The organism is Sphingomonas sp. HDW15A (assembly GCF_011301715.1).
GTDB lineage: Bacteria > Pseudomonadota > Alphaproteobacteria > Sphingomonadales > Sphingomonadaceae > Sphingomicrobium.
In genome coordinates this window covers 2266066-2286792 of sequence record NZ_CP049870.1, presented here as the reverse complement: position 1 = coordinate 2286792, position 20727 = coordinate 2266066, and the positions used below count along the sequence as shown (strand labels likewise).

24 protein-coding genes and 2 pseudogenes are annotated in these 20727 nt (G+C 63.3%); 13 read left to right on the top strand and 13 right to left on the bottom strand.

Features of this window, described 5'->3' with window-relative positions:
• The first annotated feature begins 70 nt into the window (after window positions 1–70).
• The 4 genes from G7076_RS11970 to G7076_RS11955 are packed head-to-tail and all read left to right on the top strand — an operon-like array spanning window position 71 to window position 5433.
• A complete protein-coding gene (locus G7076_RS11970; RefSeq protein WP_166203145.1) occupies window positions 71–2185 on the top strand; it encodes a TIR domain-containing protein in 2115 nt (704 codons plus the stop codon).
• 18 nt (window positions 2186–2203) lie between these two features.
• Window positions 2204–2722 (top strand): hypothetical protein, encoded by a 519-nt coding sequence (locus G7076_RS11965; RefSeq protein ID WP_166203143.1) that lies wholly within the window; start codon window positions 2204–2206, stop codon window positions 2720–2722.
• Window positions 2719–4542 carry a DUF4231 domain-containing protein gene (locus G7076_RS11960; RefSeq protein WP_166203141.1) on the top strand — a complete coding sequence of 608 codons (1824 nt, stop codon included), beginning with the start codon at window positions 2719–2721 and terminating at the stop codon, window positions 4540–4542. Before G7076_RS11965 ends, G7076_RS11960 begins: the two co-directional genes overlap by 4 nt.
• Before the next feature lie 21 nt (window positions 4543–4563).
• Complete coding sequence (locus G7076_RS11955) at window positions 4564–5433, top strand: S1/P1 nuclease (protein ID WP_240913930.1); 870 nt, start codon at window positions 4564–4566, stop codon at window positions 5431–5433.
• Here G7076_RS11955 and G7076_RS11950 read toward each other — a convergent pair.
• Genes G7076_RS11950 through G7076_RS11935 form a run of 4 tightly spaced genes read right to left on the bottom strand, consistent with a single transcriptional unit; the run spans window position 5430 to window position 7730 of the window.
• Window positions 5430–6353: an alpha/beta fold hydrolase gene (locus G7076_RS11950; protein WP_166203139.1), complete on the bottom strand. Its 924-nt coding sequence runs from the start codon at window positions 6351–6353 to the stop codon at window positions 5430–5432. The two genes, G7076_RS11955 and G7076_RS11950, sit on opposite strands and share 4 nt — an antisense overlap.
• A 13-nt stretch (window positions 6354–6366) precedes the next feature.
• Complete coding sequence (locus G7076_RS11945; protein ID WP_166203137.1) at window positions 6367–6618, bottom strand: hypothetical protein; 252 nt, start codon at window positions 6616–6618, stop codon at window positions 6367–6369.
• Window position 6619: 1 nt separating this feature from the next.
• Window positions 6620–6814: a toxin-antitoxin system HicB family antitoxin gene (locus tag G7076_RS11940; RefSeq protein ID WP_166203135.1), complete on the bottom strand. Its 195-nt coding sequence runs from the start codon at window positions 6812–6814 to the stop codon at window positions 6620–6622.
• Window positions 6815–6830: 16 nt separating this feature from the next.
• Window positions 6831–7730 (bottom strand): SPFH domain-containing protein, encoded by a 900-nt coding sequence (locus G7076_RS11935; RefSeq protein WP_166203133.1) that lies wholly within the window; start codon window positions 7728–7730, stop codon window positions 6831–6833.
• Window positions 7731–7820: 90 nt separating this feature from the next.
• Here G7076_RS11935 and G7076_RS11930 point away from each other — a divergent pair, with 90 nt between their 5' ends.
• Window positions 7821–8744: an isoaspartyl peptidase/L-asparaginase gene (locus G7076_RS11930; protein ID WP_166203131.1), complete on the top strand. Its 924-nt coding sequence runs from the start codon at window positions 7821–7823 to the stop codon at window positions 8742–8744.
• Here the strand turns inward: G7076_RS11930 and G7076_RS11925 are convergent.
• The 6 genes and pseudogenes from G7076_RS11925 to G7076_RS12580 form a co-directional block, all read right to left on the bottom strand.
• Window positions 8720–9852, bottom strand: a pseudogene (locus G7076_RS11925) (GNAT family N-acetyltransferase). The gene G7076_RS11930 and the pseudogene G7076_RS11925 overlap by 25 nt on opposite strands.
• Entirely contained in the window at window positions 9839–10507 is a 669-nt protein-coding gene (locus G7076_RS11920) for a glycerophosphodiester phosphodiesterase family protein (RefSeq protein WP_166203129.1), read from the bottom strand. Before G7076_RS11920 ends, G7076_RS11925 begins: the two are co-directional and overlap by 14 nt.
• A 19-nt stretch (window positions 10508–10526) precedes the next feature.
• Window positions 10527–10988: a RidA family protein gene (locus G7076_RS11915; RefSeq protein ID WP_166203127.1), complete on the bottom strand. Its 462-nt coding sequence runs from the start codon at window positions 10986–10988 to the stop codon at window positions 10527–10529.
• 31 nt (window positions 10989–11019) lie between these two features.
• Complete coding sequence (locus G7076_RS11910) at window positions 11020–11769, bottom strand: SDR family NAD(P)-dependent oxidoreductase (RefSeq protein WP_166203125.1); 750 nt, start codon at window positions 11767–11769, stop codon at window positions 11020–11022.
• Entirely contained in the window at window positions 11766–12377 is a 612-nt protein-coding gene (locus G7076_RS11905; protein ID WP_166203123.1) for an HAD family hydrolase, read from the bottom strand. The genes G7076_RS11910 and G7076_RS11905 overlap by 4 nt, the downstream gene beginning before the upstream one ends.
• Window positions 12374–12493, bottom strand: a complete 120-nt coding sequence (locus G7076_RS12580; protein ID WP_240913804.1) for a hypothetical protein — start codon at window positions 12491–12493, stop codon at window positions 12374–12376. The genes G7076_RS11905 and G7076_RS12580 overlap by 4 nt, the downstream gene beginning before the upstream one ends.
• Before the next feature lie 190 nt (window positions 12494–12683).
• Between G7076_RS12580 and G7076_RS11895 the strand changes: the two are divergent.
• A pseudogene (locus G7076_RS11895) lies at window positions 12684–13031 on the top strand (response regulator); the annotation flags it as partial.
• Between the two features lie 98 nt (window positions 13032–13129).
• Here G7076_RS11895 and rpmG read toward each other — a convergent pair.
• Both rpmG and G7076_RS11885 read right to left on the bottom strand, forming a co-directional pair.
• The gene (gene rpmG, locus G7076_RS11890) at window positions 13130–13297 is read right to left on the bottom strand and encodes a 50S ribosomal protein L33 (protein WP_037498456.1); all 168 of its coding nucleotides are present in this window, start codon (window positions 13295–13297) and stop codon (window positions 13130–13132) included.
• A gap of 107 nt (window positions 13298–13404) precedes the next feature.
• Entirely contained in the window at window positions 13405–14178 is a 774-nt protein-coding gene (locus tag G7076_RS11885) for a hypothetical protein (RefSeq protein WP_166203121.1), read from the bottom strand.
• A gap of 71 nt (window positions 14179–14249) precedes the next feature.
• Here G7076_RS11885 and G7076_RS11880 point away from each other — a divergent pair, with 71 nt between their 5' ends.
• Genes G7076_RS11880 through G7076_RS11870 form a run of 3 tightly spaced genes read left to right on the top strand, consistent with a single transcriptional unit; the run spans window position 14250 to window position 17093 of the window.
• Window positions 14250–14567, top strand: a complete 318-nt coding sequence (locus tag G7076_RS11880; protein WP_166203120.1) for a hypothetical protein — start codon at window positions 14250–14252, stop codon at window positions 14565–14567.
• A gap of 32 nt (window positions 14568–14599) precedes the next feature.
• A complete protein-coding gene (locus tag G7076_RS11875) occupies window positions 14600–16198 on the top strand; it encodes a cisplatin damage response ATP-dependent DNA ligase (protein WP_166203118.1) in 1599 nt (532 codons plus the stop codon).
• A gap of 40 nt (window positions 16199–16238) precedes the next feature.
• Window positions 16239–17093 carry a type II CAAX endopeptidase family protein gene (locus G7076_RS11870; RefSeq protein ID WP_166203116.1) on the top strand — a complete coding sequence of 285 codons (855 nt, stop codon included), beginning with the start codon at window positions 16239–16241 and terminating at the stop codon, window positions 17091–17093.
• Between the two features lie 16 nt (window positions 17094–17109).
• Here G7076_RS11870 and G7076_RS12750 read toward each other — a convergent pair whose 3' ends face one another.
• Complete coding sequence (locus G7076_RS12750; RefSeq protein WP_166203114.1) at window positions 17110–17901, bottom strand: cold-shock protein; 792 nt, start codon at window positions 17899–17901, stop codon at window positions 17110–17112.
• Window positions 17902–18142: 241 nt separating this feature from the next.
• Between G7076_RS12750 and G7076_RS11860 the strand changes: the two genes are divergently transcribed.
• From G7076_RS11860 to lptB, 4 genes are read left to right on the top strand one after another with little or no spacing between them, the layout of a single operon-like run.
• The gene (locus G7076_RS11860) at window positions 18143–18763 is read left to right on the top strand and encodes a ribonuclease D (RefSeq protein WP_166203112.1); all 621 of its coding nucleotides are present in this window, start codon (window positions 18143–18145) and stop codon (window positions 18761–18763) included.
• Window positions 18756–19394 (top strand): LPS export ABC transporter periplasmic protein LptC, encoded by a 639-nt coding sequence (gene lptC, locus G7076_RS11855; RefSeq protein WP_166203110.1) that lies wholly within the window; start codon window positions 18756–18758, stop codon window positions 19392–19394. The genes G7076_RS11860 and lptC overlap by 8 nt, the downstream gene beginning before the upstream one ends.
• Window positions 19391–19924 carry an LptA/OstA family protein gene (locus G7076_RS11850; RefSeq protein WP_166203108.1) on the top strand — a complete coding sequence of 178 codons (534 nt, stop codon included), beginning with the start codon at window positions 19391–19393 and terminating at the stop codon, window positions 19922–19924. Before lptC ends, G7076_RS11850 begins: the two co-directional genes overlap by 4 nt.
• A gap of 31 nt (window positions 19925–19955) precedes the next feature.
• Window positions 19956–20717: an LPS export ABC transporter ATP-binding protein gene (gene lptB / locus G7076_RS11845; protein ID WP_240913928.1), complete on the top strand. Its 762-nt coding sequence runs from the start codon at window positions 19956–19958 to the stop codon at window positions 20715–20717.
• Window positions 20718–20727: the final 10 nt, after the last annotated feature.

The window sequence follows — 20727 nt, the reverse complement described above, 5'->3', positions numbered from 1 at the left end:
CGGCGGAGAATCGCGGTTTTGCGTACAATCTGTTATTGACCCATGTTCGTTTCGCGATGGGGCAATCGCAGTGAATCGATTCACGCCAATCGCAAATGCCGCTACCAGACCAAGAAGGCGCAGGTCCGCCCGGCGCTATTGGGCATTCCTGAGCTATGCCCATGAAGATTCGAAAGCCGCAACAAGGCTCCACAACTGGCTGGAGCGGTACCGTGTCCCCAAGGAGCTGGTCGGGAGCCCGCATCCGCTAGGCACCATCCCAAAACGTTTGACACCGGTCTTCCGCGACCGCCAGGAGCTCGCTGCTTCGAACAACCTCGGACGCGAGATCCAGGAAGCGTTAAAAGCCTCCAGCTGCTTCATCGTTCTGTGCTCGCCCCAGGCCGCGCAGTCGCGCTGGGTCGACGAGGAAATACGCGACTTCAAGCGCCTTCACGGCGAAGACCGGGTGTTTGCCGCCATTCTGGACGGCGAGCCGTTCTCGGGTGACCCGGCCACCGAATGCTTTCCGCCCGCCCTTCGCCAGCGAATTGCGCCCGACGGAAGGGACACAGGCGAACCTGCCGAGCCGATCGCCGCCGACCTTCGCGTGGAAGGCGATGGATGGCGCGGCGGGCTCCTCAAGATCGTTGCGGGCATGCTCGATGTCGGGCTCGACGATCTCGTGCAGCGCGACCAGCAGCGGCGGCAGAGGAGGATGGTCTGGATGGCCGCTGCATCGCTTGCCGGAATGACCGTCACCAGCGGCCTCGCACTCTTCGCCCTCGACCAACGCAACGCAGCCCGCGAGGAACGGCGCGAGGCCGAAGGGCTGGTGGAGTTCATGCTCGGCGATCTCAGGAACAAGCTCGAGCCGATCGGGAAGCTCGAAGCGCTCGACGGGGTCGGTGGACGAATACTCGCTTATTACAGCAAGCAGGACGCTTCAGAACTCGACGATGCCGGGCTTCTCCAGCGCTCCAAGGCTTTGACCTTGACTGCACAAGTCGCTTTCGCTCGGCAGGACTTCAATTCTGCCGAAAGGCTTTACCGCGAGGCGCTGGCCGGCACGGGCGAGGCGGTCGAGCGCAATCCGGGCGATCCACAGAGGCTGTTCGACCATGCGCAGAATGTCTTTTACATCAGTGAGCTCGCCCGCCTTCGCGGTCGACTGAACGAGGCGGAAGCGGCGACCCGCGAATACCAGCGCCTCGCCGACCGGATGGTGGCGATCGAACCCACAAACCTGAAATGGCGGCTGGAAACCGTATACGCCGCCGAAAACATGGCCATCGTGTTGCTCAACAAGCGTCAATTCGCCGAGACTTCGAGGCGGATGGAAGCCGTGCTTGGGCCGATGTTAGCCATCGCGCGCGCATATCCTGACAATAACGAATATCAGCGTGAACTCAGCAATGTTCTGGCCTGGCTGGCCGATGCGAGACGCGACGGAGGCCAGTTGGCGGAGGCGAAAGCAGCGCGTGAACGGCAAATCGCAATACTCACCGACCATCTGTCGCGTGGTGGCGACAACGTCCAATTCCAGGATCCGTTGCTGACGGCACGACGGGCGCTCGGCAACTTGCTGGCCGACACCGGCCAGCTCGAGCAGTCCGCACGCCAGTTCCGGCTCGCGATCGTGGAAGCCACCAAGCTTATCCAGATCGAGCCTGAGAACGGAATCTGGAAAGGCAATTCCGCACTTGCGCGTCTGGAGTTAGCCAGGGTTCTTATCGATCTCGATCGTATTACGCAGGCAAAAGGCATCGCCGAAGAGGGCTGCGGCCTTATCGCCGAAATGCGACTTCGGGCGCCCAACGCATCCGACTGGCACGAGGCACAGACGAATTGCGAACTGGTGCGGGCCCGGCTTTCGCTCGCCGACGGATCACTCAACGAAGCCTTGACCCACGCAGGCCGTGCCCTGGAATCCGCGAGGAGCGAACCCAACGCCGACCCGCTGAGGACACGTTACCGGATTGCCACGACGTATAGGCTGATCGGCGACATTCGTCGCCGAACGGGCGATGGGAAGGCCGCTCGCGAGGCCTGGGTTGCCGGCTTTGCACAACTGCCTTCCAACGTGCCGGAACGACCGCGCGAAATGAACGAACGCATGCAATTGCTTGAGCGGTTGGGTCGCACAGCCGAATCGCGGGCGGTGGCGGCGCGGCTCGAAAAGATGAAATTTCGGAGTTTAACATGAGCAAAGGGAGGTGATGTGATGGGCGGACCGAAACCAGCCAAGGATGCCCGCGTGACCGTCAACGTGACGGACGTCGCGGCGGATAAATTTCAATTCCAGTCGAACGACCTGCCGGTCGGAAAGGATAATCACATCACGTTTGACAATGTCGCCGGATACAACGGCTTCAACGTTTACTTTCAACTTCAGGGAGCCGACGGTTACCGCTTTCCCGACGATCTCGAAGAAGCGCTTTACGTGAAGGGAGGCTCGTCAACTTATTGTCCGCAATCCAAATCCACATGGGGGCAATTCGAGGCGGTCGACGTGCTCGACAACGGCCGGACATTGAAGGTTTGGAACAAGAACGATGCCAAGGCGAAGTTCGCCTACACGCTCATTGCCAAGAAAACGGGCGAGAAGGATTTGATCATGGACCCGGGCGGGACCAACAATAACGGCGGCGGCACCAGTGATTTCGCATTCAGCTCGAATGTCGTTGTCGGCGCCGTTGCCGCCGCCGCGCTGCTCGCCGTGGCATTCATCGTCCTGCGATGACCTCCAACACCGTCAGGGCGGGCCCGCCCGGATTGCCGCTCGCCCTGACGGTTGGAGTAACTGGACATCGGCGGGCGGCGATCGATCCAAAGCGCGGTCCGCAGATCGCCCAGGAAATCGGCGTGATCCTCGACCTTATCGAACAATCGATGCTCTCGTTTCAGGCGCGCATGGCGGGAAGCGGGGCATTCGATGAAGGCCCACCGACGATCACTCTTGCCTCACCGCTCGCCGACGGCGCCGACCAGATCGCGGCACAGGCGGCGATCGAACGCGGCTGGAGGCTACAGGCGATCCTGCCATTCGCCCGCGAGGAATATCAGCGCGACTTCGAGCATGAGGACCCGGCGCAAGTTTTCGAGGATCTGCTGACCCGCGCCGATTGCGTTCTGGAATTGCCGGGCAGCCGCGAAGAGGAACCGGCCGCCTACCTGCTCGCCGGCCGGGCCACGGTCGCGCACTGCGACATTCTCGTCGCGCTATGGGACGGTGCTCCACCGCGAGGACGAGGCGGCACCGCGGAAATCGTCGAGAACGCCGTCGTCGCCGGGGTCCCAGTCGTCCACGTGCCGGTCCAGCCGGATCGGGAGACTACTATGCTGTGGACGGCATTCGACCCGCAGGTGATGACCCGCAGCGGCTATGAGCGAGCGATCCGCAGGCCATTCAACCGCGAGCGGCTCGACTTTGTAATCGAAGGCATGATCGGACCGCCCGGAGACAATCTAGAGCGCTTTCATTATCAGGAATTTCGCTGCGAACGCCCGCCGCGGTTCAGTGCGCGGATCGAATTCCCGCTCCTGCTCAGCCTGGCTGGAGTGCGCCGCCTGCGGATCGAATCCCTTCGCGATTCCGATTGCCGTCGGGCAATTGCCGATGAATGGGACAACTACCGGCGCTCTTGCTTGAGCTGTCAAGGAACCGACGCACCGCTCGACCTGCTCGAACAGGCCTACGCCTGGAGCGATCGCCTGGCGAGCCATTATGCCCAGACCTTTCGAAGCGGGCACGTCTTCAATTTCGTCCTCGCCGCGACCGCCGCGCTGATTGGCCTTTCGGCATTCCTCGCACCGCAGCATCAGCTGATGCTGGCGATTGCCGAATTCCTTGTTGCTTCGGCGGTCATCGCCAACACCTTGCTCGGCTCGAAGCGCGAGTGGCAGCGGCGATGGCTCGATTATCGCCAGCTTGCCGAACGGCTTAGGCCGATGCGCAGCCTTAAGATGCTGGGCGTAGCCGCGCCCGACAATCCCGCATCCCGCACCGATCCGCTGCCGAGACGCTGGGTGGAATGGTACGCGGCCGGACTCTGGCGGGCGATGGGTTGCCCGGCCGGCCGCCTGGAGCAGGACAGCGCGGCGAAGCTCATCGCTACCGTGCGAGAGCTCGAGGTGGACAGCCAGATCGCCTATAACGAGCGTGCCGCCTTCCAGGCGGAGCAACTCGACACGCGCCTCGGCCGACTGTTCAACATCCTGTTCATCGCAACTCTGATCACGGCCTTGGCGATCATCATCGGGAAAGCGGTGTCGCCGGACTGGGTGGCCGCCCATCAGAACTGGCTCAGCCTGATTTCCACCGGCCTTCCAGCGACAGCCACTGCGGTGTTTGGAATTCGCAGCCAGGGCGACTTCGCCGGTAGTGCACAACGTTCGCAATCGACCGCCCAAACCTTGAAGGCCATTGCGTCGCATCTCGACGAGGAAGCCGGCGACCTCTCGCGATCTGCCGACCTCATCGAGCAGGCTGCCCGCGCCATGCTCCAAGATCTCGAGGAGTGGCGGCTGGTCATCAAGCGCTCGGAGCTGGAAATGGTTTAAGAGCGACTTCATGCCGATTCGATTCCTTGCCGCGCTCGCCGCGCTGATCACCTTTTCGTCCCCGCCGCCGCATGGTGGGAATATGGCCACGAGACCGTTGGCCGGATAGCATTCGAGGCGGCTCGGCCGGAGACTCGCGCAGCGCTTCGCAAACTCATGGCGCAGGGAAGGCTGCTCGAAACGCCGGACTGTTCCGTCGCGACGATCGAGAAGCTCAGCTACTGGCCGGATTGCGTGAAGCCGCTTGCCGAGCGCTTCAGCTACGCCTCGCCCTGGCACTACCAGAATGTCGACATCTGCAAGCCGTTCGACCTCAAGGCGGCCTGCAAGGACGGCAATTGCGTCTCTGCGCAGATCGAGCGGCAGTCGCGGCTGCTTGCCGACCGTACGGTGCCGACCCGCGAGCGGCTGATGGCGCTGGCGTTCCTCGTCCACTTCGTCGGTGACCTGCACAATCCGATGCACGCCGGCGACCGCGGCGACCGGGGTGGCAACGATGTCAAAGCCAATTACGGGCGAGTGGGCGGACGTACCAATTTGCACAGCATCTGGGACGGCTACCTCGCGGAGCGCGCCATCTCGACCCCACCCGGCGGAGCCCACGCGTTGCTTGCGTCAATTCCGTCATCGGAGCGGCCGGCTCTGGCCGCCGGAACGGTTGAGGACTGGAGCCGCGAGCAATGGGAATCCGCGCGCAAGTTCGCTTACGCCTCGCTTGTCGGCGACCCATGCGGTGCGAAGCCCGAAGCTCGGCCGACCCTCGACGAACCCGACGTTCGCGCGCTGATCCCCGAGCTTCGCCGCGGGGTCGTCGCCGGCGGCCTCCGCCTCGCCCGCCTGCTGGACGATGCGCTTCTCCACGGCAAGGCCCCGGGCCAGCGCGACCGCTAGCGTTTCGCTTTCACAAAACCCGCGACGGCATTCACGATTGCAGGCGAGATCGGCCGCGCCGGATCGCCATAGGTCGCGAGGTTGGCCGCGCGGTCCGTGCCATCAGGCGACTTGAGGACGTGATTGACGCCATTGGCGATGACAAGCTTTGCTGTGGGCTGTGCCGCGGCCAGCGCCTTGGCGTCAGCCACCGGAGTCTGGATGTCGAGGTCACCGCTCAAGATCAGCAGCGGCAGCTTCAGCGAGGCGGCGAGCGCAGCAGAATCGTGCGCCATAAGATCCTTGAGGAACGGTTGAACGGCGGGATTGAACAGACCCATCAGCACGGGCGGCAAGGAAGTGGTGGGCACGTCCCGCCCGGCCTCCAGCTCGTCGATCGCCTTTTCGGCAGCGGAGAGAATCGGGGCGTTGGCCGGGTTCGCGCGCAATTGCTCGCGAAGGACCGTCCCGAATTTTCGACCCATTGCCGATATCGCGACGATTCCGCACAGATCGCTCTTGTCCTGACCCGCGGCCAACGCAACGACGCCGCCCTCGCTATGTCCTGCGACCCACACGCATTTGGATTCGGTTCGCTGCCGGATCACCTTCGCCCAATTGTGAACGTCGGCGGCATAATCGGCGATGGTGACCTTATTGGCGTCGGGAATCGCGCCCTTGCTTCCGAACATGCCGCGCTTGTCGATTCGGACCGAGCTGACCCCATTGCCGGCGAGCGCTTCAGCAAGCATTCGGTAAGGCGCGGCCGTGACCCCCAACGGATTGTTCCCATCCCGGTCCGTCGGTCCCGAGCCCGGGACGATGAGGACGATTGGCGCACCTTTGCCGGCGTCGATGAAGGTCCCTTCCAGCGGTCCGTTCGGGCCCGGCGCGGTAATGGTCGAAGCCGCAAGCGCGGAAGCCAGTGTTAACGCGATCATCTTCCCGTCTCCCTTACTTTCCCCAGCGCCACTTCCAGCCGCCTTCGGTTCGCGCAGCGTAGATCGGAAGCGGCGCAATAGTCGCGATCAGCAGGCTGATCAGCAAGCCCAGCGGCCTGTCCCTGAGCGCTGCCACGATCCCGAGGATCAGCGCGATATGAAGGCCCAATATTGCCCACCCTTGCCAGGTTATGGGGCAACCGGCGCCGATTCCGTAGCGCTTCGCCCGGAACCATGGCTTGTTGTCGAAGAACAGATGCAGCATCTCAGCCTCCCTTCGGCGGCCGGCCACGGCGGACCGGCTTGGGCGCTTCCAATTTCACTCCGCGCGCCTTCAATGCCTCTCGCAGCAGGCACTCGACTTCGGCATTGACCGATCTCAGGTCGGTCGCGGCCAGCCGTTCGACCGCCGCCCAAAGGGCGGGATCGACCCGCAGTGGAAAGGCTTTACGTTCGGGCAAGGCCCGCTCCCTCCAATTATTGGTAGAGCGAGCCAGCGTTGACCACTGGCTGCGTGTCCCGCTCACCGCACAGCACGACCATCAGGTTCGAGACCATCGCTGCTCGCCGCTCGTCGTCGAGATGGACGACGTTCTTCTCCGACAATTGCTCGAGCGCCATTTCCACCATTCCAACAGCGCCTTCGACCAGGGTCTGGCGGGCTGCAACGACCGCCTGCGCCTGCTGCCGGCGGAGCATCGCTCCGGCGATTTCCTGCGCATAGGCGAGGTGGGTGAAGCCGCACTCGTCGATGGTGATTCCGGCGACCGACAGCCGGGCGCGAAGCTCCTTCAGAAGTTCGACCCCCACCTCGTCGACATGGCCGCGCAAGGTGACGTCCTTGTGATCGAAATCGTCATAGGGATAGCGGGCGCCGATGGTTCGGATCGCGGCCTCGACCTGGACCCGGACAAATTCCTTGTAGTCATCGACATCGAACAGGGCCTGGGCCGTGTCGACTACGCGCCAGACGATCTGCGCCGCCATCTCTATCGGATTGCCGCGCAGGTCGTTGACCTTGATCTTGTCCGAAATGAAGTTGTGGGCACGGACCGACACCTTCTTGCGCATCAGCCACGGAAGCACCCAGCGAAGGCCGGTGGTGCGATCTGTCCCCTTATAATCGCCGAACAGGGTGATTGCCGCCGCCTGGTTGGGCTGGAGCATGTAGAAACCGCACGACACGAAAACGAACACCACGATCCCGGCGATCATTGCCCAGATCGATAAGGTGTCGGGCCGGTCGGCGATCACTTGCCTGAAGCCCCAAGCGAAGACCGCAAGCGACAGCAGCATTACCAGCAGCCAGAGATAACCATTGGACGTCGAAGCGGGCCTCTCCCGGTTGGACGTCAGCGCAATGATCGAGTCGACCATGTTTTCTCCCCTCTTTAAGTGATATCATGTTTATATCGTCCGATAGCGGAGTCAACTGGTATCGGCGTGCAAGCCGCGCTAGGCCCGAGGATGAGCTGGACCCTCGTGATTCACGGCGGCTGCGGCGCGATGCGCCCGGCCAATCTTTCCCCCGAAGTCGAGGAACGTTCGCGCGCCGGTCTCGATAACGCGCTCGATGCCGGGCGAGCGATCCTTGCGGAAGGCGGCTCGGCGATCGATGCGGTCGAGGCTGCGGCGCGCGTGCTGGAAGACGACCCATGTTTCAATGCCGGGCGTGGAAGCGTGCTGACCGCCGACGGTCACGTCGAGCTCGACGCTGCCATCATGGATGGACGGGACCGAAACGCCGGCGCGGTCGCCGGACTTCGCACGACCCGCTCGCCGATCCGGGCGGCACGGGCGGCGATGGAGCGTAGTCCCCACATATTGCTAACGTACGATCAGGCTGACGTCTTTGCCCGCGAGCAGGGGCTGGAGCAGGTCGACAACGACTATTTCATCACGCCCGAGCGCAAGGCCCAGCTCGACAAGGTGTTGGCCGCGGGCGGCAACTTCGACGCCGACATCAAGTATGGGACGATCGGCGCAGTCGCTGCCGATAGCCAAGGCCATGTCGCGGCAGCAACCTCGACCGGTGGACTGACAGCCAAGAGGTGGGGCCGCGTCGGCGATTCGCCGCTGATCGGTGCCGGGACTTACGCCGACGACCGCGCTTGCGCCGTGAGCGCGACCGGCCTTGGCGAGGCCTTCATTCGCGCCGTCGGCGGGCACCAGCTGGCGATGCGCATGTTGCTTTCGGGCGAATCGTTACAAGCGGCGCTCGACGCTGTGCTCGCCGATGTCGGAGCGCTCGGAGGTACCGGCGGCTTGATCGCGGTTGCGCCATCGGGCGAAGCGGCGTGGGGCTTCACCACACCCGGAATGTATCGGGCAATGGCGAGCGGCAATGGCGAGCGGCACGTCGCTGTCTACGACGAGGTGACGGAGCGATAGGGCAGGGCTTCGCGGCACCACGTCATTTCACCGTCTAGCGCCTCGCGCTCGCGTACCAGAAAGTCGGCGATTGCCGACCGGAACCCTTGATCCGGAATGAAGTGGACCGAGCGGGTGAGGACCGGCTCATAGCCGCGATTCAGCTTGTGCTCGCCCTGCGCTCCCGCCTGGATCGACTCGATACCGTTTTCGATCGCCCATTCGATGGCTCGATAAAAGCTCAGTTCGAAATGCAGGAAGGGCACCTCTTCCGTGCAGCCCCAATAGCGGCCGTAGAGCGTCTGCTCGCCGACGATGTTGAGGGCCCCGGCGATGGGCTCGCCATCCAGCAGGGCGAGGAACATCAGCGCGCGATCGCCAAGCACATCTCCGGCGCCGTCGAACCATTCGCGCGTCAGATAAGGACGGCCCCATTTGCGGCTGCCCGTGTCCTGGTAGAAGCCCCACATCGCGTCCCAATGCTGGGCAGGATTTCAGGCCCGCGAAGCGCGACGACCGCCAAGCCATGGCGCGCGGCGGCTCGTTCCTTCCGGATCGCCTTTCGCTTCCGGCTGGACAGCGCGCCGAGAAAATCGTCGAAACTAGCGTAGCCGCGATTCATCCAATGATATTGCAAGCCGGTGCGGACCAGCCAGCCGCGCGACTCGGCGATCGCGGTTTCGTCCTCGAGGCAGAAGGTGACATGCGCCGACGAAAGGCCATTCTGGAGGGTCACCGCCTCGAGTGTGGCGAGAGCGGAGGCGGCCTCCCCAAGCAGCCGTCGGCCCGGACAGGGAGTGAACGGGACCGCGACCTGAAGCTTGGGATAATAAACCCCGCCGGCCCTTTGCCACGCCTCAGCCCAGCCATGATCGAATACATATTCGCCCTGACTGTGAGTCTTGAGATAGGCTGGCGCGACCCCGACCAGCGACGTGCCGCGCTCAGCGAGAATTGGTATCGGAGTCCAGCCCGTGCCCTTTCCGACACTGCCCGACGTCTCGAGAAGGGCCAGGAAGGCATGGCCGATCAGTGGGTCCGCCCCGGCGAGCCCATCCCACAAGGCGGGATCGACGGAGGAAATTCCCGGCGCCATCCGCGCCGTCAGCTCCTGCTCACGGTCGGCCATCGGCTTCCCAGATACAGGCGTCGGCGTGAACCGTCGCTGTCTTGCGCTCTGCCGCACTGCGAACGGTCCAGCTGTAAACCGCCATTCGTTCGCGCGCGCTGTGGAGCCACGCCTCCCCCAACTCAGTCACCTTCACGGCGAGAAATTGCGGATCAGAGCGGCGCATCTTGTGCCAACGCCGCAGCGTCGAATCCCGGCCCGACAGGACCAGACCGCGCCGGACATTCGGGGCCCGTTCGGCAAGCCAGCGGCCGACGCCGGCGGCGAAGCTCATCACGCCTGCCGGTCCTTCATATTTCCGAAGTTCGGCTGCGACCGCCGCAGAGAAGCGCGCGGAATTGCGCTCGTCCTTCAGTTCAAGCAACAACGGGACCCGTCCCGCGACAAGAGCCAGCAGCTCGGCAAGCGAAGGAATGCGATGATCTGTGCCGGACAGCCGCAGGCCGGCGAGGTCGGCCCAGTGCGCTTCCGAACAGACTCGTGTCTTGCCGCAAAGCCGGCCCGTATCGCGGTCGTGAAAGATGATGGGAATGCCGTCGGCGGTCAGCCGGAGGTCGCATTCTATGCCCGCGCCAACGGCAAGGGCTGCCTCGAAGGCGGCCAAGCTGTTTTCTGGAAGGCCGGTGCCGTGGAGCCCGCGATGGGCGAACCCCATTGGTCCCGGATCCAGCGGGTCAGGCGCGGATCTTGACGATCGCATCCACCTCGACCGCCACTCCGAGCGGAAGCACCGGAACGCCGACCGCGCTGCGCGCATGCCGTCCAGCCTCGCCGAAAACTTCCTGCATCAGTTCCGAAGCGCCGTTGGCGACCTTGGGCTGGTCGGTGAAGTCGGCAGCGGAATTGACGAAAACGCCAAGCTTCACGACCTGCTCCACCCGGTCGAGCGATCCGAGCGCGCGCTTCATCTGCGCAAGAAGCATGATGCCGCAGCGGCGCGCGGCCGCCTGACCTTCCTCCAGGCTGACATTTTCGCCGAGCCGCCCGGTGATCAGGCTGCCGTCCTCGGCGAAGCTGATCTGGCCGCTGATGTGCAGCAGACCATTAGCCTCCACCGCTGGAACGTAGGACGCGACCGGGGCCGCTGCTTCGGGAAGGGCGATGCCGAGATCGGCAAGTTTCTGGTCGATGCTCATGGCTGGCGATTGGTCTCCAAATTGTCGGAAATCAACCCTCGCTTCGGCTGACCGCGAAGCCCGCCCAACTCTGGCTCACCGGCATCAGCTCCAGCGCATTGATGTTGAGGTGCGGCGGCAGGCTCGCCACCCACCATATGGTGCTCGCAATGTCCTCGGCGGTCATCGGGTTCATGTTGGCGTAGAGCGCGTCCGACGCCGCCTGGTTGCCGCCCGTACGGACCAGCGTGAATTCGGTCTCGACCATCCCTGGTTCGATCGAGGTCACGCGAACGCCGGTGCCCTGGAGGTCGCAGCGAAGGCCGAGGCTGAATTGGCGGACAAACGCCTTGGTGCCGGCATAGATTGCGCCGCCGCGATAGGGGTAGGTCGCGGCCACTGACGACAAGTTGATCACCGCGCCCTTGCGCTCGATCAGGCGCGGCAGCAGCGCGCGGGTCAGCGCGACTAAACCTTGGACATTCGTGTCGATGACATTGCTGAGCGGCGCCTGATCGGCATCCTGCAAGTCATTCATCGGCGGAGCGAGCCCGGCATTGTTAAGCAGCAGGTCGATGCCCTGAAAGCATTCGGGAAGCTCTCCGACGACCCGCTGAAGGTCGTCGACGTCGCGCATGTCCGAAACGATTCCGAGGAAACGATCGCCAAGCTCGTCCTTCAATTCGCCGAGACGCTCACTCCGCCGGCCAGTGCCCACGACCTGCCAACCCTCGGCGATGAATTTGCGAGCTGCTGCTGCGCCGATACCGGCAGTGGCGCCGGTGATGAATGCGGTCTTCATGGAATGAGCCTTTCAATGATCCAGTCGCATGCGGTCGGCCAGTCGTCGATCCGCGCATGCGCGTGCTCGGCGGGCGGAACGACCGGAGCGAGTTTCGGCTCCGCGACCATGTGCAATCGGAATACCTCGGGAGCGTGCTTGGCGACCGAGGCATGGTGGACCGGAAGATCGTCGACGAACACGGCGCGGCTGGCATTGTGCCGCTCGACGATTGCCCGTGCCGGAACGCCCTTTCCTCCCTGATTGCAGACTACTTGATGGCGGATCCCGTGGCTGGCGAGCTGATCCACGCGCCAGGGGTGGGCATGATCGCCTAGGTTGGTGAGGATGACGATGTCCGCGACTTCCCCAATCCGCCCGAGGGCCTCCAGTGCGCCGGGCACCAGCGTCTGGCGGTGCATCTCCTCCGTGAAGAAGCCGTCGAGCAAGGGCCACACCCGGTCAGCACCGAGCGCATCGCCGGACCGGCGGTCGGTTAACGCCTCCGCGAATTGACCGGTCTCGAACGCGAAGTCGACGTCGTGCGCCTCGCCGAGCCAGTCGCGAAAGTGGGTGACCATGTGCAACAGCACCTCGTCGCAGTCGGTGATGAGAAGCGGGCGGCTCACGATTCTAGCTCCGAGCGGACGGCGACGAGGGCGGCGGGATCGAGGCCAATGACCCCGGCGACAGATATGAGGTCGGGCTCGTGCGCTTCAAGAAAGTCGATGCAGGCCGCGAGCAACGCGCGGTCGTCGAGCCGACTGCGAATCTCATCCGGGACAGGCCGGTGAGCGCAAGGAACCGTTCGGCCCGCCGTTCGTCGGAAAAGGTCGCTGCGAGGATGGTAAGGCCCAATGCCTCGCAATCGCTAGGAAGTTCGCGACTCATCGCGTAGTTTCGAGCCTCATAGAGTGGGGAAGTCCGTGGCGAAGATTTTGGTTGTCGAAGACAATGCGCTGAACATCAAGCTGTTCTGCGACTTGCTGGCGGCCCATGGACATGAGCCGGAAGCGGTGACCGACAGCCGCGAGGCGTTGGAAACTGCCCGCGCCTTTAAACCCGATCTCGTCATCACAGATATCCAGCTGCCCTATGTTTCCGGACTGGAGCTGATGGAATTGATCCGCGGCGACGAGGATCTTGCAACCGTGCCGATTATGGCCGTCACTGCTTATTCCGGGGTTGGCGACGACGAACGTATCCGAGCGGCCGGAGCGCAGGCCTATGTTTCCAAGCCGATCTCGGTCATGCGCTTTGCAGAGACTGTCGATCAATTGCTCGATGACGGGCCGATCGGCTCAAACGAGAAAGGCGGCCCCCAAACCGGAGCCGCCTGTGAAGAAAGCAATCCAGACGCAAGCCCGGAGTAACCAGCGGGTTACTTGATCTTCGCTTCCTTGAACTCGACGTGCTTGCGCGCCACCGGATCGTACTTGCGAAACGACATTTTCTCGGTCTGATTGCGCGGATTCTTCTTGGTCACATAGAAGAAGCCTGTGTCGGCAGTGCTGACGAGCTTGATCTTGACGGTTGCCGGCTTGGCCATCGCGAGAATCCCAGTGGTTTGAAAATATGAAGGCGGCGCAAGACGCCGCCCGAACCGCGCCCCAATGGCGACGCCGGGCGATTCTGTCAAGCCGTTCGGCGGTTCGGTCAGGCGGCAGCCAGGCTCTGGCGGAGGTCGGACGCCAGCCGCCCGATACCGTTGAACAGCAATATCTTCTGTTCGAGATCCGCAATGTGCCGATTGAGGTCCCCCTCTAGGTTGGCGTCTGATCGGAGACGCGCGGCAGCCTCCCGGACCGATGCGGGAGGAAGGGACATCGGGCAGCCGCGCCGGAGCGTTGCTGTGCGCAGCCCGTTCTGATGCTGGCGAATGCGATCGCCGCAATTGCTCCGTATGTATTGCTGGACCGCGCTGGGGATCAGGCGGCGGACCCGATCCCGATAGTCGGTCGTCGCCAGGAAGGTCCGGTCGGCGGCCAGTACGGCCGCGTAATAGGAGTTCATCTTCGCCCTAACAGGCAGTTGAGCCACGTCGGGACCCAGCCCGCTAGCGGTCATTTCATCATAGGCCCCACGGACGGTCTGGCGATTGAACACCTCGGACGCCTGATACGCGTCGAGAACCAGGCGCGCGTCGTCCCGCGGACCGGACGAACTTTCGATCGCAGCCAGCGTAGCGAGGCTACGGTCTCGCACGGCTGAGTAATATACGCGCCGGGAAGCGAGGTCGGTGATGTTATTGTCGAGGTCGCTGAGGATTTGCTGGCGGTAGTCAGCGCCGAGCGCCCGGGTCTTACGCCCTTCGTTCCAGTTGCTCGCCTGGATGCCAAGGAACACGCCGAGCACCACGATTCCCACGTCGATCAGGACCGCAAACCAGTCCTGACGCGCCACGTGTTCGCGAAAGCGGCGAATAGCCATTCACTGCCCCAGTCCTTTGTCCGTTGTTAACCATTTTTCGGGATGGTGTCAGCGCCGACAGGATTATAGCCATGACAGACGACGCGCTTCGCACTGCCCGTACCATGATCCGCGAGAGAATCGCCGAGCTGGAAGCGCGAATTCCCCGGCTGGCGCCCAGACTCATCAGCAAGAAGATGGATGCGATCCGCGGCATGGCCGCGGAACATGGCCTAGCCGCCCTTGAAGGGCTTGCCGACTATGGCGCGCACCATGCACTGATGCCTGGCTACCGCCAGTCGATCCGCGCTTGCCTGGAGCATATGGACGAGGCGCTTCTCGCCAGCCCTACTTCGGCCGCGCACGACCGCGAGGCAATATTGGCCGCACTGGCAGTTAGGCTCCACTAGAACTCAACCCCGCGTTCAAGCATTCTGGCGCCATGCGCGCCTTCAGCCAGCTACTCGACGATCTCGTCTATACGCGCTCGCGCAACAGCAAGCTGAAGCTGATCGGAGAATATCTGCGCTCGACCCCCGATCCCGACCGTGGCCTTGCGCTCGCGGCGCTCACGGGGTCGCTCGACATCCCGCACGTCAAGCCGGCGGCGGTACGGGCGCTCGCAGAGGAGCGAATCGATCCAGTCCTGCTGCGGATGAGCCGCGATTATGTGGGCGACATGGCCGAGACCATCTCCTTGTTGTGGCCGACCAGCGCTGATGAGTGCACCGAGATCGACGACGGCACCGTGCGAATCTCGGATGCGATCGACCGCCTGCGCCTGGCGAGCAAGAGCGAGGCTCCGCGCGTATTGGCCGACATGCTCGACCACCTTGACTCTTCCGGGCGGTTCGCACTTCTCAAGTTGGCGACCGGCGCTTTGCGAGTAGGCATATCCGCGCGCCTCGCAAAGCAGGGTCTTGCGGATGCGTTCGGACTGGATGTCGAAGCGGTCGAAGAAGTGTGGCATGGACTAAAGCCCCCCTATTTCGAATTGTTCCAGTGGGGCGAAGGGCGAGCCGACCAGCCGAGTTCGCGGGACGTGCCTGTATTCCGGCCATTCATGCTCGCCCATCCGCTAGAAGACACCAAGTTGGACCTGGCCGACTATGCGGCCGAGTGGAAATGGGACGGTATCCGCATCCAGCTTGTGCACGCGGGGGGCAGCACAAGATTGTACAGCCGTACTGGAGATGACATCTCCGGAAGCTTTCCCGACGTAGCGGAAACTTTCGCCCATCCAGCGGTGCTCGACGGCGAATTGCTGGTGCGCGGCGAGGCGCAAGGCGCGGACAAGCACGGCGGGGCGGCGGCGAGCTTCAACGCGCTTCAGCAACGGCTAGGGCGGAAGAATGTCAGCCCCAAGGTACAGGGGCAATATCCGGCCTTCGTCCGGCTATACGACATGCTGTTCCGCGGCGAGGAGGATTTGCGCGCCTTGCCATGGAGCGAGCGCCGCGAGCGGCTGGAAGCCTTCGTCGCCCAGCTCGATCCGGATCGATTCGATCTCAGCGCGGTGATCGAAGCGCGCGACTTCGATCATCTCGAGGAAATTCGCGGTGCAAGCCGCGACGAGGGGATCGAAGGGATAATGCTGAAACGCCGCGACAGCCCCTACGTCGCCGGGCGCAAGGTAGGATTGTGGTACAAGTGGAAACGGGATCCGCTGACCGCCGACTGCGTGATGATGTACGCGCAACGCGGCTCGGGAAAGCGGTCGAGCTTCTATAGCGATTACACCTTCGGCTGCTGGACCGAGGATGGGGAACTGCTTCCGGTCGGCAAGGCCTATTTCGGGTTCACGGACGAGGAGATGAAAGGGCTCGACCGCTTTGTCCGGAACAATACGCTCAACCGCTTCGGCCCAGTGCGCGAGGTCGAGAAGAGCTTGGTCCTGGAGGTGGCGTTCGATTCAATCCATGAGTCGCGGCGTCACAAGTCCGGCCTGGCGATGCGCTTTCCCCGAATCAGCCGAATCCGGCAGGACAAGCCGGCGCACGAAGCGGATACTATCAGCGCCCTTCGCGCCCTTGTGACCTGACGCGAGCGTTCTAAGCTGCTTTGCCTGGGGGAGGCACGAGATGACCGACACGAAGCGGAATATCGCGCTGTTCCTGGGGCTGACATTCGGCCTCAGCGCGCTCACCTGGATCCCTCAGATCCAGGCCGGCACTATTCACCCGCTTTGGATCCTGGCGACCATGTGGTGCCCCGCAGTCGCAGCCATCGTCACCAGGCTCGCGACTCAAGGCAATCTTGGGGGATTTGGGTGGAAGCCCGGAAAGGCGAAATGGCTGGCGCTGGCCTACGTTCTGCCGGTCCTCTACGCTCTGCCGGTCTATCTCATCGCGTGGTTTGGCGGGCTGGGCACCTTCGATGAGGGCAAATGGATCGTCGCCCCCAACCTGACGCCCGTGACCGGGCTGGCGATGATCGCAACGGCGGGCCTTGCCGCAAGCCTGCTCAGTGCGACCGGCGAGGAAATCGGCTGGCGAGGCTTTCTCGTTCCCGAACTGCTCAAACTCACCGCCTTCCGTCGCACTGCCTTGATGTCCGGTCTTGTCTGGGCCGCATGGCACATGCCGTTGATGATCTTCGCCGGCTATCACGGCAATGGGACGCCGCTGCTCTACAGCATCGCCTGTTTCACGGTGATGGTCGTTGGACTGGCGGTGATCATGGCGTGGATCACCGCGAAGAGCGGCAGTTTCTGGCCGGCGGCAATGCTTCACGCGACCCACAATCTGTTCGTCCAGGGCGTGTTCGACGCCGCTACTGTCACCGACAATTACAGCGCCTATTGGACTGGAGAGTTCGGCGCGGGATTGGCGCTGAGCATCGCACTGGCCGCCGGGCTCTGCCTTCGCTTATCGCCGCTCGACGGGGATGATGCCCATGAAAAAGGGGCAGCCCGAAGGACCGCCCCGATTCCGTAGCCCGCGGTTCCAGCGCTTAAAGCGGCTGGAGATTCACGGCCGCATATTTGCCGCGGCGGTCGACTTCGATGTCGAACTTCACGCGGTCGCCTTCATTGAGGCCATTCATTCCGGCGCGCTCGACCGCCGAGATATGAACGAAGGCATCTGGCTGGCCGTCGTCGCGGCTGATGAAGCCGAAGCCCTTCATGGAGTTGAAGAACTTCACGGTGCCTTCAGCGGTTTCGCCGGTCAGCTGCCGCTGCGGGCCGCGATCTCCGGAAGCGCCGCCTGCCCCGCCAGCGCCACTATCGCGCGACGTGCGAACGACTTCCAGCGGCTCGCCTTCGATCTTGAGATCGGTCGCCGAAATACGGCCACCACGATCGACAAGGGTGAAGCCGAGCGGCTGACCATCGGCCAAGTCGGTAAGACCGGCGCGCTCGACTGCGGAAATATGGACGAAAACGTCCTCTCCGCCGTCATCGCGAACGATGAAGCCAAAGCCCTTTTGCGGATTGAAGAACTTTACGACGCCGGTGCCTTCGCCGACGACCTGCGGGGGCATTCCGCCACCGCCGCCACCGCGGAAGCCGCCACCGCCGCCTCCGCCTCCGCCACCGAAGCCGCCGCCGCGATCACCGCCGCCAAAACCGCCACGGTCGCCAAATCCGCCGCCGCGGTTGTAGCCACCGCCACCGCCGGCGCCGAAGCCGCCGCGATCACCGTAGCTCTGTTCAAATCCGGCAAAATTATCGTCGCCGAAACCGTCGCGCTTGTCCCGTCCGCGACCGCCGCGATCGCCCTTGCGCCCTCTATCGAAACCCATGCCCGTCCAAACTTTCGTGCCCGTCTTTATCCTTCAAACCAACGCGCTCGGGCCCGGACGCAATAGGTTGCCCGCGCGAACACTCCGCACGGCGAGGACGCTACTTACCTGAAAATCGGCCCTTCTCCTAGTGATTCTGTCAATGCTCGATTAGGAAGTTGGAAGACCAGCGCACTAGCGATGTTCACGGGCAGGCAATAAGGCTTGGCGCAACGGCGCTCGGCAAACAGCAGGAATAAGCATGGCGGTTCATTTTCACGAAGAAGACTTGCCCGAAGGCCTCGATTTTGGAGACCGCGCCATTGCTGTCGATACCGAGGCGATGGGCCTGATGCCCGGCCGCGACCGCCTGTGCCTTGTTCAGCTCAGCGACGGCACAGGTGACGAGCATCTCGTCCGCTTCGGCCCGAACAGCAATTATTCGGCGCCGCGCCTTAAAGCGCTGTTGAGCGATCCGGATCGACTCAAACTCTATCACTTCGCGCGATTCGACCTCGCAATCATGCGCGCTTATCTGGGCATCATGGCGGCTCCGGCCTATTGCACGCGGACTGCTTCCCGCCTTGTCCGCACCTACACCGACCGCCACGGCCTCAAGGAACTGGTCAAGGAAATGCTAGGGCAGGACCTTAGCAAGCAGCAGCAAACCAGCGACTGGGGCGCCCCTGAAATTACCGACGCGCAGCGCGAATATGCGGCAAGTGACGTTCGCTACCTTCATCGGCTGAAGGAGCAACTCGACAAGAGGCTGGAGCGGGAAAAGCGGACCGAGCTGGCGCAGGCCTGTTTCGACTTCCTGCCGTCCAGGGCTATGCTCGACCTTGCCGGCTGGGCGGAACAAGACATCTTCGCCCATGTCTGAAGCTGCCCTTCGAAGCCGCGCCGCGAAAAGGCGTTGGGCTGAGCCCGGAAGCCAGCACGACAAGCTGGTCAAGGCAGCGAAGATCGGCCTCCCGTTCGCCGGCGCGGCCTTGCTGCTCATGCTCGCGGTATCGCCGTTCGAGAAGGAAGGCGACGTCAGCTTCATCCTCGACAAGAAGGACGTCGAAAAATCGCAGGAGCGGATGCGAATCGAATCCGCCCGCTACGTGGGCGAAGACAACAACGGCAACAAGTTCGTCATCCGCGCAGAAAGGGCGATCCAGCCGACCAGCGATCAGCCGCTGGTCAACATCATGGGAATGCGCGCGAAGCTCCAGCTTGAAGATGGACCGGTCGGAATAGCTGCGCTGAAGGGGCAGTACGACCTCGACCGAAAGCTGATTTCCGTCGTCGGTCCAATCCACGTTGCCGGGCCCCATGACTACGACCTTCGGACACGCGACGTGACCATTGACCTGGCGTCCCGGCAAATTCGTTCGGCAGGGCCAGTCAGCGGGCGGATCGAACTCGGGGAGTTTCGGGCGGGACGGTTGGCGGCGGATCTCGACGAACGGACCGTGAAGCTGGAAGGCGGGGTGCGCTTGAAAATTGAGCAGGGGGCAGTCAGATGATCCGGATGAAACAACTCGCCGCATCCCTCGCGCTTGCTTTGGCCATCGGCATCGGCGGAACAGCCAATGCCCAGGAAGGCGTTTCGGCCCTCAAGGGCCACAACAGCCGCGCGCCAATCGACTTGTCAGCGGACCGCGCCGAGGCCCAGGACCGCTCGGACAGGGCTATTTTCGCAGGCAACGTCGTTGTCCGTCAGGATGAGCTGACTTTGAAGACAGCTAGGCTGACAATCGCCTATGCGAGCAGTGATGGAATCGACATCAACCGGATCGACGCTAGCGGCGGAGTTGTCGTCACCAGCCCTAGCGAGACTGCACGCGGTAATTTCGCGACATACGACCTCGATTCGGGACTTATTACAATGATCGGCAATGTCCGGCTCGAGCGGGACGGCTCGTCCCTTAGCGGCGGCCGGCTGGTCATCGACCTCAACACCGGCCGGGCGACCATGGACGGCGGCCTCCGCGGCGTGGACCAGCAGGGCGGCCGCGTTACCGGCCGCTTCACGGTCGCACGCCGGGGGCAATAGTCCGGCGAGCGATGTGAACGGCGTCCAGACCATCTCGCCACTCGAGCCAGCTTCGGCCAGTCACGCGCCGGTGCGCGGTTTGGAGGTGCGGTCGATCGCCAAGGCCTACGATAGCCGCTCCGTGCTTCGCGATGTCTCGTTAAGCGTCTCTCGCGGCGAGGTGGTGGGGCTGCTTGGTCCAAACGGCGCCGGAAAAACGACCTGCTTCTATTCGGTGATGGGGCTGGTGCGGCCCGACAGCGGGCGGATCCTGCTCGACGGCGAGGATATCACCGGGCTGCCAATGTATCGCAGGGCCATTCTCGGACTCGGGTATTTGCCCCAGGAAACCTCGATCTTCCGGGGCCTCACGGTCGAACAGAACATCCTTTCCGTTCTTGAGGTCAGCGAGCCCGACCGGGCAGCGCGGGAAGCGATGCTCGAACAGCTGCTTGGCGAGTTCGGTCTCGCCCATCTGCGCGCTTCACCGGCGATGGCGCTTTCGGGCGGCGAGCGCCGACGCTGCGAGATCGCGCGATCGCTGGCGGCCGACCCATCGATCATGCTGCTGGACGAGCCGTTCGCCGGAATCGACCCGATTTCCATTGCCGACATCCGAGAACTGGTTCGCGATCTCAAGAGCCGCGACATCGGCGTGCTCATCACCGACCATAACGTCCGCGAGACGCTCGACATCGTCGACCGCGCCTGCATCATCTACGATGGTCAGGTGCTCTTCCAGGGGACGCCGCAGGCGCTCGTCGCCGACGCCGAGGTCCGAAGGCTCTACCTCGGCGAGAGCTTCGCGCTTTAGGCGCGGTCCG